This is a genomic window from Xanthomonas campestris pv. phormiicola (assembly GCA_025666215.1).
GTDB lineage: Bacteria > Pseudomonadota > Gammaproteobacteria > Xanthomonadales > Xanthomonadaceae > Xanthomonas_A > Xanthomonas_A campestris_A.
In genome coordinates, this window is the sequence record CP102593.1 from 4,607,158 (window position 1) to 4,620,315 (window position 13,158).

8 protein-coding genes are annotated in these 13,158 nt (G+C 69.6%); 1 reads left to right on the forward strand and 7 read right to left on the reverse strand.

Features of this window, described 5'->3' with window-relative positions:
• Positions 1-28: 28 nt before the first annotated feature.
• The 5 genes from NRY95_19410 to NRY95_19430 all read right to left on the reverse strand — a co-directional run bounded on the left by NRY95_19410 (position 29) and on the right by NRY95_19430 (position 6,553).
• Positions 29-826 carry an enoyl-CoA hydratase-related protein gene (locus NRY95_19410; protein ID UYC15831.1) on the reverse strand — a complete coding sequence of 266 codons (798 nt, stop codon included), beginning with the start codon at positions 824-826 and terminating at the stop codon, positions 29-31.
• Positions 823-2,970: a 3-hydroxyacyl-CoA dehydrogenase NAD-binding domain-containing protein gene (locus NRY95_19415; protein ID UYC15832.1), complete on the reverse strand. Its 2,148-nt coding sequence runs from the start codon at positions 2,968-2,970 to the stop codon at positions 823-825. Before NRY95_19415 ends, NRY95_19410 begins: the two co-directional genes overlap by 4 nt.
• A 47-nt stretch (positions 2,971-3,017) precedes the next feature.
• Complete coding sequence (locus NRY95_19420; protein ID UYC15833.1) at positions 3,018-4,226, reverse strand: acetyl-CoA C-acetyltransferase; 1,209 nt, start codon at positions 4,224-4,226, stop codon at positions 3,018-3,020.
• An 83-nt stretch (positions 4,227-4,309) separates the two neighbouring features.
• Positions 4,310-5,398 (reverse strand): 2Fe-2S iron-sulfur cluster binding domain-containing protein, encoded by a 1,089-nt coding sequence (locus NRY95_19425; protein ID UYC15834.1) that lies wholly within the window; start codon positions 5,396-5,398, stop codon positions 4,310-4,312.
• A gap of 33 nt (positions 5,399-5,431) precedes the next feature.
• Entirely contained in the window at positions 5,432-6,553 is a 1,122-nt protein-coding gene (locus NRY95_19430; protein ID UYC15835.1) for a fatty acid desaturase, read from the reverse strand.
• Between NRY95_19430 and NRY95_19435 the strand changes: the two genes are divergently transcribed.
• Positions 6,552-7,712, forward strand: a complete 1,161-nt coding sequence (locus NRY95_19435) for a nitronate monooxygenase (protein ID UYC15836.1) — start codon at positions 6,552-6,554, stop codon at positions 7,710-7,712. The genes NRY95_19430 and NRY95_19435 overlap by 2 nt on opposite strands.
• Before the next feature lie 36 nt (positions 7,713-7,748).
• On the opposite strand, the gene NRY95_19440 is transcribed toward NRY95_19435, so the two are convergent.
• Positions 7,749-10,682 (reverse strand): LuxR C-terminal-related transcriptional regulator, encoded by a 2,934-nt coding sequence (locus NRY95_19440; protein UYC15837.1) that lies wholly within the window; start codon positions 10,680-10,682, stop codon positions 7,749-7,751.
• Between the two features lie 484 nt (positions 10,683-11,166).
• On the reverse strand, positions 11,167-12,996 hold the full coding sequence (gene glmS, locus NRY95_19445; GenBank protein ID UYC15838.1) for a glutamine--fructose-6-phosphate transaminase (isomerizing): 1,830 nt from the start codon (positions 12,994-12,996) through the stop codon (positions 11,167-11,169).
• Positions 12,997-13,158: the final 162 nt, after the last annotated feature.

Genomic DNA, 13,158 nt, shown 5'->3' on the forward strand with positions numbered 1-13,158 from the left:
GTTGGCTGCGGAGCAGGTGGACATCGCGTCATCGCCCGCGGAACGCCGGTTCCCGGCGCTGCAGGAAGGCACTGACGCCCTCGCGGAAATCGGCGCTGGCGGTGGCGCGCTTGAACGCGGCGCGCTCGGCCTGCAGGTGTTCGTGCAGAGGCGTGTGCGCCGCTTGCGCCACCAGCCGCTTGTAGGCGCCAAGCGCGCGCGTCGGCCGGTTCGCCAGCTGCGCGGCCAGCGCCTGCGTCCGCTCGGCGAGTTCGCGCTCCGGCACCACCGTGTTGACCAGCCCGGCCTGCAACGCCCGTGCCGCGTCCCAGGCCTCCCCGAGCAACATCAATTCGGCCGCGGCACGCACGCCGACCTTGCGCGGCAGATACCAGGTCCCGCCGCAGTCGGGGGCCGCGCCAACCCGGTCGTAGGCCATCAGGAAGCGGCTGCTGTCGGCGGCGATCGCCAGGTCGCACCCCGCCAGCAGGCTCAGGCCGGCGCCGGCGACCGCGCCGCGCACGCTGGCCAGTACCGGCGCGTCGTGCTTGGCCAGGGTTTCGATGGCCGGATGCAGCGCGTCGAGCAGCTGGTCGACGACATCGGCCGCGCTGTCGAAGTCGTCGGCGAAACGGGCGACATCGCCCCCGGCGACGAAGGCCCGGCCGGCGCCGGCCAGCACGATGCAGCGCACGTCCTCGCGGCCGCCCAGCGGCACCACCGCATCGCGGATCGCGCGCGCCATCGGCACGTCGATCGCGTTGAGCACCTCCGGCCGGTTGAAGGTCAGGGTGGCGATGCCCTGCGCCTGGTCCAGGTGCAGTTCGACCGGCGCCAGCGCGCTCATGGGTGGAACCTGAAACCGTTCGCCGCGGCCTCGACCAATTTGGCCGGAGGCGTGAAGCGTGGCCCGAGCGCGTCGCATAGCTGGGTCAGCCGCGCGACGAACGCGGCGATGCCGATGGCGTCGATGGCCGAGGCCGGCCCGCCGAGATACCCGGGGAACGCCCAGCCCAGCACCGCGCCCAGGTCGATTTCGCCCGGGTCCTGCACCACGCCGTCGGCCCAGCAACGCGCCGCCTCCAGGAGTTGGGCGTACAGCAACCGTTCGCGGATCGCGGCCTGGGGCGGCTGATCCGCCTCTGCGCGCGGTGTCGCCAGGCCGGCGATGTAGCCCAGATCCAGCCGCTTTGCCGCGCCGGACGGATACGCATGGAACCCGGCACCGGACTTGCGCCCGTAGCGCCGCGCCGCGGCCAGCGCATCGATGATGGTCTTGACCCGCAGATGGCGATCGTCCGCCCAATCGCCGCGCTCGCGGCTGCGGAAGAAATCGGCGATATGGTGCAGCACGTCCACGCCGACCTCGTCGGCCAGGGCCAGCGGGCCGACCGGCATGCCCAGGGCGATGCCGGCGTTTTCCACCCGTACCGGATCGACCCCGTCGGCCAGCAGGCGAATGCCCTCGCGGATGTAGGCGTCGACGCAGCGGGTGGTGTAGAAGCCGTAGCCATCGCGCACCACGATCGGGGTCTTGCGGATCTGCCGGATGTAGTCGAGCGCGCGCGCCAGGGTTTCCTCGGAGGTCCTGGCGCCGACGATGACCTCGACCAGCGCCATCCGCGGGACCGGCGAGAAGTAATGCAGGCCGATGAAGTTGGCCGGGCGCACGCTGGCCCTGGCCAGATCGTCGATCGGCAACGCCGAGGTGTTGCTGGCGAAGATGGCGTTCGCGCCCAGCACCGCCTCGGCCGCCTCGATCACCTGCGCCTTGACCTTGGCGTCCTCGACCACGGCCTCGATCACCAGCTCGCAGCCGGCGAACGCCTCGTAGCCGCCTGCCGCGCTGATCCGCTGCAGCGCCCGCGCGCGGGCATCGGCGGACAGGCGGCCCTTGTCGACGTCCCCCTGCAGCGCCGTGGCGATCCCCTCGCGGCTGGCCTGGGCGATCTCCACGCTGCGGTCGACCAGCACCACGTCGATTCCGGCCAGCGCCGAGATCTGCGCGATGCCGGCTCCCATGAAGCCGGCACCGAGCACGCCGAGCGTGCGCACCGCGCTCGCCGGTACCTGCGCCGGGCGCCTGGCCAGCTTGTCGGCCGACTGCTTGGCGAAGAACAGCGTGCGGATCAGGTGCTGCGCGGGACGGCCGCGCACCAGCGTCACGAACAGCTTCTGCTCCAGCCGCAAGGCCTTGTCGATCGGCAGCTTGCTGCCTTCGTAGACCGCCCGCAGGATCGCCTGCGGCGCCGGGTAGTTGCCGCGCGTGGCGGCATGCGCGGTGGCGATGGCCGTTGCCAGGACCGCGGCGTTGGCCGGCGCATCCGCGGCACCGCCCGGCAGCCTGAATCCCTTCCTGTCCCACGGCGCGCACGCCTCCACCCTGCCCGCCGCCAAGGCCGCCCGCGCCGCGTCGATCAGCGTCGCCGGCTCCGCCACTTCGTGCACCAGCCCGGCTTTCAATGCCGCTGCCGCGTCCAGCTCGCGGCCCTGGACCAGCAGCGGCAGGCTGGCGGCAATGCCGACCAGCCGCGGCAGCCGCTGGGTGCCGCCGGCGCCCGGCAGCAGGCCCAGATGCACCTCCGGGAAGCCGAAGCGCGCAGACGGCACCGCAGCGACGATGCGGTAGTGGGTGGCCAGCAACAGTTCGAGACCGCCGCCCAAGGCGGTGCCGGGCGCCACCCCGAGCACCGGTTTGGCCGCGGTTTCGATATGCCTGAACAGGTCGCCATACGCGGCGATCCGCGCCAGGCCGTCGTGCGCATCGGCGCCGGGCCGGACGAAGTCCGCCATCTGCGCCAGATCGGCGCCGGCGATGAAGCTGGCCTTGCCGCTGGTGATGACGATGGCATCGACGCGCGGGTCGGCGACGGCGGCGTCGAAGGCCTGGCGCAGTTCGGCCACCAGCGCCAGGGTCAGCACGTTCATGCTGCGGCCGGGCATGTCGATGGAGAGCACGGCGATCTTGTCGGCGACGGTCGTGGTGATCATGGCGTTGGGCGAAGACTCGGGGCGGGAAGTGTCGGCAGGCATGGCGCTCAGATCCGTTCGATGATGGTGGCCACGCCCATGCCGGCGCCGATGCACAGCGTCGCCAGCGCCGTACCGGCGCCGGTCCGCTCCAGTTCGTCCAGCGCGGTGCCGAGGATGATCGCGCCCGTGGCGCCGAGCGGATGTCCCATGGCGATCGCGCCGCCGTTGACGTTGACCCGCTCCGGATCGATGCCGAGGGCGTCGATGAAGCGCAGCGGCACTGCCGCGAACGCCTCGTTGACTTCGTACAGGTCGATGTCGCCAGGCTGCATCCCGGCGCGGCGCAGCGCCTTGTGCGCGGCGAACGCCGGCGCGGTCAGCATGATCGTGGGTTCCGAACCGATCTCGGCGAAGGCGCGGATCCGCGCCCGCGGGCGCAGGCCGGCGGCTTGTCCGGCCTGGCGGCTGCCGAGCAGCACCGCGCACGCGCCATCGACGATGGCCGAGGAGTTGCCGGCATGATGACGATGCTCGATGCGTTCCACCTCCGGATAGCGCGCCACCGCCAGCGCATCGAAGCCGCCGCTCGCGCCCAGTTGCGCGAACGCGGGCTGCAACGCCCCGAGCGAGGCCAGGCTGCTGTCGGCTCTCACCATTTCGTCCCGGTCCAGCAGCACATCGCCCAGTACGTCGCGCACCGGCACCACCGATCCGGCGAAGCGCCCTTCGCTCCACGCGCAGGCGGCGCGCTGGTGGCTGCGTACCGCGAATCCATCCAGCGCCTCGCGGCTATAGTTCCATTTGCTGGCCATCAGGTCGGCGCTGATGCCCTGCGGGATGAAATGGGTCAGGAACGCGATCGACGGATCCGTACTCCACGCACCGCCATCGGACAGGATCGGGACGCGCGACATCGATTCGCAGCCGCCGGCCACCACGAAATCGGCGGCGCCGGCGGCGATCTTGCCGCTCGCCAGGTTGATGGCCTCCAGGCCCGACCCGCAAAAGCGGTTGATCTGGACCCCGGCCGTTTCCTGCGCATAGCCGGCGGCCAGCGCGGCGACCCGTGGCAGGCATTGGCCCTGCTCGGCGACCGGACTGACCACCCCGAAGATCACGTCGTCGACATGGCGCGTGTCCAGGTCGCTGCGCTCGCGCAGATGCGACAGCACGGTCTGTGCCAGCCATACCGCGGTGGCCTCGTGCAGCGCGCCATCGGGCTTGCCGCGGCCGCGCGGCGTTCTTACGTGGTCGTAGATGTAAGCAGTCGTCATCGGTATTCCAGGGTCATCGCGGCCGCACTCGGCAGCGGCCGCCGTCGTGGTGAGCGAACACGCCGCCGAGCGCGTGCGGGCCGTCAATGGCCGGAGGGCTCGAACTTGTCGGCGTGGATGCGCGCGCCATCCACGCCAAGCGCGCGCAATCGCTTCTCGACCGCCTCGACCATCGGCAACGCGCCGCATACGAAGGCCGAAAGGCGTTGGAAGTCCACCGCCAGGCCGGCATCCAGCGGCGCGGTGACCAGGCCACGCGCGCCCTGCCAGGCGCTGTGGTCCGGCTCGTGCGACAGCACCGGAATGACCCGCAGCCGCCCATCGCCGGCGATGCGCTGCAGCCGCTGCAAGCGATCCATCGCGAACAGGTCATTGGCGGCGCGCACGCCGAATACGACGGTGACCGGATGCTCGGGATAGCGCAGCAGACGGTCTTCGGCGATCGACAGGATCGGTGCGACGCCGGTGCCGCCGGCGATGCACAGGGATTCCCGCGGCGTGTCGTCCAGGCCCATCTGCCCGAACGGCGCCTCGACCCAGATGCGCGTGCCGCGTCGGTCCTGTGCCGCCAGCCACTCCGAGAAGCGTCCGCCCGGCAGGCGCTTGACCAGGAACCCGACCTCGCTGGCGCCTTCCGGTCCGGGCGGGGCGTCGTAGAAGGAGAAGGAGCGGCGCACGAACGAACCGGAGACCGCCAGCGCCGCGTACTGGCCCGCTTCGAACACCAGCGGCTGCTCCAAGGCGATGCGCAGGTCGATCACCTCGCCCGGCAGACGCTTCCATCCGCTGATCGTGCCGGCGATCGAGCGCGGCAGCACCACGTCATGGTCGATCAGCTCCACATCGACCGTCAGGTCGCCGCGCACCTTGGCCTGGCAGGCGAGAATGTAGCCGCCGCGCAGCTCCTCGTTGTTCAACGGCGACAGCGCGAAATCGACCAGCGGGCTGATGCGTCCGGAGACCAGGCGGGTCTTGCAGCGTCCGCAGGTGCCGACGCGGCAACTGTGCGGATAGTTGATCCCCTGGCCAAGCGCCGCAAGCAGCAACACTTCATTGCGGCCGACATCGAAGCTGCCTTTGCCGTTCTTCAAGGTGATCCGGCACGTGCCGCGCGCGTCGGCCGGCAGCGGAGCGTCGTCGCTGGGCGATGGCGCCATGGGTTCGTTCAGCATGCAATCCCTCCGTGAACAACGCAGTGCGCCGATTCAGAGCGCGGCGGCGTGGCGCAGACGCGCGGTGGCGGCGTCTTCGTTGAGATCCTCCCAGCCGGCGCGGATGTTTTCCGCTTCGGCGATCTCGCGCTCCTGGGGCGTGGCGTAGGTTCGGTCCCAGTCGCGCAACAGCGGCTTGATCATCAGGAACCACAGCGGCGGCACGAACGACAGCAGCAGGCAGATCAGGAACTGCGGCTGCCTGGGGCCGGTCCGGTCCGGCACCAGTGCGTAGAACGGCTTGTAGCTGTCCTCGTGGTGGCCGGCGTGGTTGGTGATCTCCATCGCCATGATGCGCACGAAGGGGGTCAGATGATTCCAGGTCTGGTGCTTCTCGAACCGGCCGGGCTTGCCGGTGACCAGGCCGTAATGCTGGGTGTAGTTGAAGATTTCCAGGAACGTGCGCGGTCCGAACACGCACACCGCCACGCCGGCAACGGCGCCCTTCCAGCCGCCGATCGCATGCAGCAGGGCCACGAAGCCCAGCAGCAGGCCTACCCGGTACACCCAGGGGTTGCGCGGGTCCCACCAGCGGCGGTCGCGCTTGGTCCACATCTGCTTTTCCAGATGGTACGACTCCACGATCTGGCCGCGGAACGTGCGCAGCAGATGCCCGTAGAGGGTATCGCCGCGACGCGCATAGTCCGGATCGGTCGGGGTCACGGTGTTCACATGATGGGTGACCACGTGGGTGATCTCGCGCCACGGATCGAAGATCATGACCATGCCCAATCGGCCGTACCAGCGCAGAAATGCGCTCTCGCGGTGGAACAACTCGTGCAGCGCCGGCGCCACCAGCACGAATTGGGTGAAGATCATCGTGGCGAACGCGCCGATGCCCTGCGCCGCCGTGCTGAAATGCCCGCGGCCCACCAGCCACGCATAGAACAGGATCTGGAAGAACCCGATCGTCAGCTGGACCACGGCAATGGCGTCGTACAGCCAGGGATGGCGCTTGTCGCGGATCGCGTAATCGGGGTCCAGGAACGCGTCGAACAACAGGATGCCGAACAGCGATCCCGCGCCGAGCCAGACATAGGTTCCGCCGAGCCACAGCCCGTAGATCGAGGCGACGAGCAAGGCCGAATTCAACGTGTACTTCAGGTAATCGAACATGGTGTCCTCCAGCGGCGTCGCCGGCAGATGCCGGCGTTGCGGAGACAACAATCGCGCGGTTGCGCCGCTCGCGACCCAACCCATAGTCTGGGTCCGGACATGCTGCAGAGCACTACAGTTCGCTGGCCGCCCTCCACCGCCATCGAACCGCAGGAACGCCATGCCACTCGACATCTCGCAGCTGCGACTTCCGCTCATCGTCTCGCCGATGTTCCTGGTGTCCGGACCCGATCTGGTGGTCGCCGCCGCACGCAGCGGCGTGATCGGCGCCTTTCCGGCCTTGAACCAACGCAGCAGCGCAGGCTACGAGCACTGGCTGCAACAGATCGCCCAGGGCCTGCGCGAAGGCCCGCTCGCCGGCTGCGACCGGGTCGCGCCGTACGCGGTCAACCTGATCGTGCACGGCAGCAATCGGCGCCTGCAGGCGGACCTGGAGCTGACCTTGCGCTATCGGGTGCCCATCGTCATCACCTCGCTTGGTGCGGTTCACGACATCGTGCTGCGGATCCAGGACCATGGCGGCGTCGTCCTGCACGATGTGACCAGCGTGCGCCATGCCGAAAAGGCGCTGGAGGCCGGAGTGGATGGCCTGATCGCGGTCTGCGCCGGGGCGGGCGGGCATGGCGGCACCCTGAATCCGTTCGCGTTCGTGGCCGAATTGCGCCAGCTCACCGACAAGCAGATCGTGCTGGCCGGCGCCGTCAGCAATGGCGCGCACATCGCCGCCGCGATCGCCGCCGGCGCCGATCTGGCGTGCGCCGGCACCCGCTTCATCGCCACGCGCGAAAGCATGGCCAGCGCCGCCTACAAGCAGATGCTGCTGAATTCCAGCGCCAAGGACATCGTCTACACGCCGAGGATTTCGGGGATTCCGGCGAACTTCCTGCGCCCCAGCCTCGAAGCCAACGGCATCGCGCTCGACGCGCCGGACATGCACGGCGCGGTGGATCTGGGCAAGGAACTGGACCACGAGGGCAAGGCCTGGAAAGACATCTGGTCGGCCGGTCACGGGGTCGGTTCGCTGCGCGACATCCCGCCCGCCTCGGTGCTGTGCGCCCGCATGGAAGCCGAGTTCGCAGCGTCCATCCAGCGGCTCGGCGGCTACGCCGGTGGCGATCCGTGGCACCAGCGCATCTGCCGCATGGGGCTGACGTCGTGAGCGCGCCGCGCGCTGCCGGCGCCCGGCGTTGCCGCGTCAACGCGCCAGCAGGTTCAATGCCCGCGCCCGCGCGAGCGCCGACGCGCGGTTCTTGACCCCCAACTTGGCGTACAGGTTGTACAGATGCCATTTCACCGTGGCCAGCGACAACGACAGCCGGTCGGCGATCTCCTGATTCGACAGGCCGCCCTCGATCAGCCCCAGCAACTCCAGTTCCCGGGCGGTGGGCGTCTCGCTCAGTGTCCGCGAGCCGTCCAATTCCTGCATCTGCTCCAACACCGGGTTTCGCGCGACCTCGAGTCCGGCACAGACCTCGGCGAAGAAACGGCGCTCTTCTTCGCTCACGAACGGCCAGTCCTTCAGCCGCGTATCGTTGACCAGGCCTGCGATCAGGTCGCTCCTGTCGCGAAACGGGCGCAGGTGGCGCCGCCGCGACGCCAGCGAGATGGCGCGCGTCAGATGGCGCGCCGCGGGAACCGGATCGCGGGTGCATTGGCTGAGGAAGGCCTCGTCCAGGGCGAGTTCGACCAACCTGCCGCTTCGCCCTTCGGCGCGCGCACGCACGGATTCCTCGGCGATGCAGGCGCTGGCCGGCTTGAGCTTGCCGCTGGCGATGAGCAATTCGATGCGCGTCGCCTGGACCAGGTCGCGCAGCGACGCCCCATGTTCGGCCAGCGCCGTTTCGCAGGCCCCGGCGCCGGCCTCGGCCTGTATCCCGAGGATGCAGGCCTCGTGCTGCGCTTCTTCGATCCGGCCCAGCTGCAGCAGCCGCCGGGCGATGAAGCACGAGAGCATCAGGCTCAACCTGGGCGGGTACGTTGCGGCGATGGCGCGCAGCGCGACCAGCGACACGGCCTGCGTGTCTTCGCCCGGCCACAGTTTCACCGCCGTCTCCAGGCCATGCGCGGCCGTGTCCAGGATGCCGTGGGTGGAGATCTGCTGCAGGCCGCGCAGCAACAGCGCCTGCGCCTCGTCGCGCAGGTCCATCTGCATGGCCGCGCTCGACGCCAACAGGCTCAACGTCCCGCAGATGCCGGCATTCTCGCCCAGGCGGCGGCGGGCCGCATGCAGGGCGTCGGTCAGCAGACGATAGGCCGTCGCATAGTCGCCTTCGCGCAGCGGAATCAGCGCGCTGACCGCCATGACCCAGCCGTCTCCGTACGCGCTTTCCGCTTGCGCGATGCTCGCCGACGCGATCCGCACCATGCGCCGCGCCTCCATCAATCGGCAGGCGCTCGCATCGAGGATCGCCGCGGCGCATGCGATCGTGGCGACATCGAACGGCGCATCGGCGCTGGCGCCGCCTTCCTGGTCGGTGATGGTCGCGAGCCAGTCGCCGGCGCGGCGCCTGGCCTCCGCCTGGCGATCCGTATAGACCCCGATCGTGATCCGGATGATGTCGATGCGGCGCGACACGGCAGCGATTTTCCCGCCGTCGCCGGCATTCGCGGCCCTGGCCTGCTGCAGCCGTGCGGACAGGCGCGCCATCTGCTCGCGCGCCTGTTCGTAGCGACGGCGGAACACCAGCGCCCAGACGTACCAGAAGTCCGTTTCCCAACCGCCGAACTCGCCGGCGGCATGCAGTTGCTTCACCCACCCCAGGTAGCGGCCCAGGTAGCCCAGATCGCGCACGAAGATCGGGCCGGTGCGTTCGAGGATCTGCACCGCCAGGCCCACCGATCCGCCGGACAGCGCATAGTCGATGGCATCGGCGCAGCGCGCCTCCCTGTCGCACTGGATGGCGGCCCGCTCCAGGATCGCCGTCCTCTGCGCGGCCGTCAGCTCGCGCCGCGCCTCTGCTTCGAGGAATCCGCGGAACAGGTTGTGCAGCCGATAGCGGCGTTCGCCGTCCACCGGAATCAGGAAGACATTGTGTCGCCACAGGTAATCGAGATGGGCTTGCGCGTGCGCGACCCCGGTCGCCTGGCTGGCCAATCCGGCATCGAAATCCCGCAACAGGGACAACCGCAACAGGAACCCACGCAGTTCGGGCGCGAAGCCCTTGAGAACCTGCGTATTCAACAACGTCGCGATGTCCTGGTCCTGCCCGGAGAACCCATCCAGGGTTTTCGCCGGGTGCGCCGCGCTCGACAGCAGGATCTGCATCAAGCGCACCGCGGCCGGCCATCCCTCGGTCTGATGCAGGACCGCGTGGATGGATGCCGGCGTCAGGCCTGCGCACAGCGCCGCGCCGAAGACTTCGCGGATGCCTTGCTCGTCGAAGCTCAGCTCGGCGACGCCGTACTCCTCCATCAGGCCCTCGAGCTTGCAGCGGAGCAGGTCGATGGGCAGGGCTTCCGTGCTGGAGAGGACCACTCGCACCCAGGGCGGGGTTTCGAAGACCAGGTCTTCGAGCAGCCGGCCGATCTCCGGACAGCGGCAATAGCCGACGTTGTCGATGAACAGCGTCAGCGGCGCCTGCATGCGCTGCAGCCGCGCGACGATGTGCCGGATACGATCGCCTTCCGGCTCACCGCCCTGATGCACCGCGACCGACGGATCGAACCCGGCGATGCCTGCGCCGAGCGCGTCCAGCCGCGCTTCCAGGTAGGACAGCAAGCGGCTTGCCGTGGTGTCGCGATCGTCGAGCGAAAACCACCAGCAGGCTTCCCGCCGGCGGTCGCGGTCATGATGCAGCACGCTGAGCAGCACCGTCTTGCCGTATCCGATCGGCGCTACGACCGACACCAGCTTCGGAGCCGCGGACGGCAGCCGCTGCAATGCGCGTAGCGCCGGCGTCTGCGCGATGGGAAACGAGAACATCGGCGGGTGCGGCATCGCCGTGCCGACCACGTCGACGGCCCCGATCCAGCCATGCTGCGCCGGCGGACGCGCGGCGGACGCGCTCCACGCGCGGAGCGCAGCGGCCTCGCTGTGCATGCTCCACTGCGGCAGGTCCCGCTCGAGCGGCGCGGCCGGCGCGTCCGCGACGGCGCTCCCGACCGTGTCGTCCATCCGTCCTGTGTTCATCAACGCCCCTCCGCGTTTCGCCCACTACGTCGTTCGGCAAGCCCTCCGGTTCGGCCCGACGGGGGCCATTCGGCAGACTCGAATGTGACGACTATCCAATACCAGACCATGGTATGGGGACCCATACTTTAGTGCGGTCGGAAAATGCTGCATCGCAATGCCGATCCGGCCCGCGGACCGCACGCGGACGGCGTTCGATTTCAACGACGCAATGCGGTCCCTCAGGCGCGAAGCCGCGGCAAGGGCCGCGCCTGCCCCGGCGCGGCCCGCCGGGGCAGAATGCTGCAGGCCGGGCTGAGCGCACCGGGCAACGCCACGCAGGACGCGAGCCTGTGGCCGCGCGCGCGGCGCGCCAGGCAGACGATCGCGATCTGCGCCCCGGGCGTGCCTCCGCGCGCAACTGCGCAGCCGCGGCGAGATCCTGGTCGCGGCGCCGCGGCCGACCCGAGCGGCCCAACGCCGCATGCGCGTCCGCGCGCAAGGGTCATTCCACCGTGACGCTTTTGGCCAGGTTGCGCGGCTTGTCCACGTCGGTGCCGCGCGCCAGCGCGGTGTGGTACGCGAGCAGCTGCACCGGGATGGTGTGCACCACCGGACTCAGCAGCCCGGCGTTGCGCGGCGTGCGGATCACGTGCACGCCTTCGGATGCGTTGAAGTGGCTGTCCTGGTCGGCGAACACGAACAGCTCGCCGCCGCGCGCGCGCACTTCCTGCATGTTGGACTTCACCTTCTCCAGCAGCGCGTCGTTGGGCGCGATCACCACCACCGGCATGTTCGCATCCACCAGCGCCAGCGGGCCGTGCTTGAGTTCGCCGGCCGGATAGCCCTCGGCGTGGATGTAGGTGATTTCCTTGAGCTTGAGCGCGCCTTCCAGCGCGATCGGATAGTGCAGGCCGCGGCCCAGGAACAGCGCGTTGTGCTTGTCGGCGAAACGCTCGGCCCACACCGCGATCTGCGGCTCCAGGTTCAACGCGTGTTGCACGCTGCCCGGCAGGTAGCGCAGCTGTTCCAGGTAATCGGCTTCCTGCGCGGCGCTCAGCCGCCCGCGCAGCTTGGCCAGCACGCAGCCGAGCTGGAACAGCGCCGCCAGCTGGGTGGTGAAGGCCTTGGTCGAGGCCACGCCGATCTCGGCGCCGGCGCGCGTGTACAGCACCAGCGCGCTGGCGCGCGGGATCGCGCTTTCGGGCACGTTGCAGATCGACAAGGTCTTGCGATGGCCCAGCGACTTGGCGTATTTCAGCGCCTCCATCGTGTCCAGGGTCTCGCCGGACTGGGAAATGGTGACGATCAGCTGCCGCGGGTTGGCATAAGCGGCGCGGTAGCGGTATTCGCTGGCGATCTCCACGCTGCACGGCAGGCCGGCGATCGCCTCGATCCAGTAGCGCGCGGTCAGCCCGGCGTAGTAGCTGGTGCCGCAGGCGAGGATCTGCACGCCGTCGATGTCGGCCAACGCATGTGCGTTGCGGCCGAACAGCGTGGTGTCGAAGCCGCCGGCGTCGAACAGCGCTTCCAGGGTGTCGGCCAGCGCGCGCGGCTGCTCGTGGATCTCCTTCTGCATGAAGTGGCGGTACGGGCCCAGTTCCAGCGAGGCCAGCGAGACCTCGGACATGTGCAGCTCGCGCTGCGCCGGCCGGTCCTCGGCGTCGTACACCTGCACGCCGGTCCGGCTCAACTCGGCGGTGTCGCCTTCCTCAAGGAAAATCACCCGGCGCGTGGCCTGCAGCACCGCCGAGACATCGGAGGCGATGAAGTTCTCGCCCTCGCCCAGGCCGATCAGCAGCGGGCAGCCCATGCGCGCGCACACCAGCACGTCCGGGCGCGACTTGCTGACCGCGGCCAGCGCATAGGCGCCGGTCAGTTCCTTCACCGCGGCCTGCAGCGCCGCCAGCAGCGACAGCCCCTGCGCGGCGTGGTGGTGGATCAGGTGCGCGATGACCTCGGTATCGGTCTGCGATTCGAACACGTAGCCCAGCGCGCGCAGGCGCTCGCGCTGCTGCTCGTGGTTCTCGATGATGCCGTTGTGCACCAGCGCCAGGTCGCCATGGCTGACATGCGGATGCGCGTTGGCCTCGGTGACGCCGCCATGGGTGGCCCAGCGGGTGTGGCCGATGCCCAGCGTGGCGTGCAGGCCCTCGGCCAGCGCGGCGCTTTCCATCTCCGCCACGCGTCCGGTGCGGCGCACCCGGCGCACGTGGTCGCCGGCGACCACGGCGATGCCGGAGGAATCGTAGCCGCGGTACTCCAGCCGCTTCAGGCCCTCGATCAGCACCGGCACCACGTCCCGCTCCGCAATCGCACCCACGATCCCGCACATAGCCGCACCCTGCACCGAAAGATCGCCATTCTAGCTTTGTCCGCTGAATGTCCTATGGGACCCGCCGACGCGACTTGGATGGGCCATCGCATGCCCTGGCGGCACGGCTCGGGTAGCAGGGACCGGCGCGAAGCGTGCGCACATGGCGCGACCGAGCGGGGA

Coding starts and splice junctions, on each gene's coding strand:
- NRY95_19410 (UYC15831.1), bottom strand. CDS start 826: ATGAGCGCGCTGGCGCCGGTCGAACTGCACCTGGACCAGGCGCAGGGC.
- NRY95_19415 (UYC15832.1), bottom strand. CDS start 2,970: ATGATCACCACGACCGTCGCCGACAAGATCGCCGTGCTCTCCATCGAC.
- NRY95_19420 (UYC15833.1), bottom strand. CDS start 4,226: ATGACGACTGCTTACATCTACGACCACGTAAGAACGCCGCGCGGCCGC.
- NRY95_19425 (UYC15834.1), bottom strand. CDS start 5,398: ATGCTGAACGAACCCATGGCGCCATCGCCCAGCGACGACGCTCCGCTG.
- NRY95_19435 (UYC15836.1), top strand. CDS start 6,552: ATGGTGTCCTCCAGCGGCGTCGCCGGCAGATGCCGGCGTTGCGGAGAC.
- NRY95_19430 (UYC15835.1), bottom strand. CDS start 6,553: ATGTTCGATTACCTGAAGTACACGTTGAATTCGGCCTTGCTCGTCGCC.
- NRY95_19440 (UYC15837.1), bottom strand. CDS start 10,682: ATGAACACAGGACGGATGGACGACACGGTCGGGAGCGCCGTCGCGGAC.
- glmS (UYC15838.1), bottom strand. CDS start 12,996: ATGTGCGGGATCGTGGGTGCGATTGCGGAGCGGGACGTGGTGCCGGTG.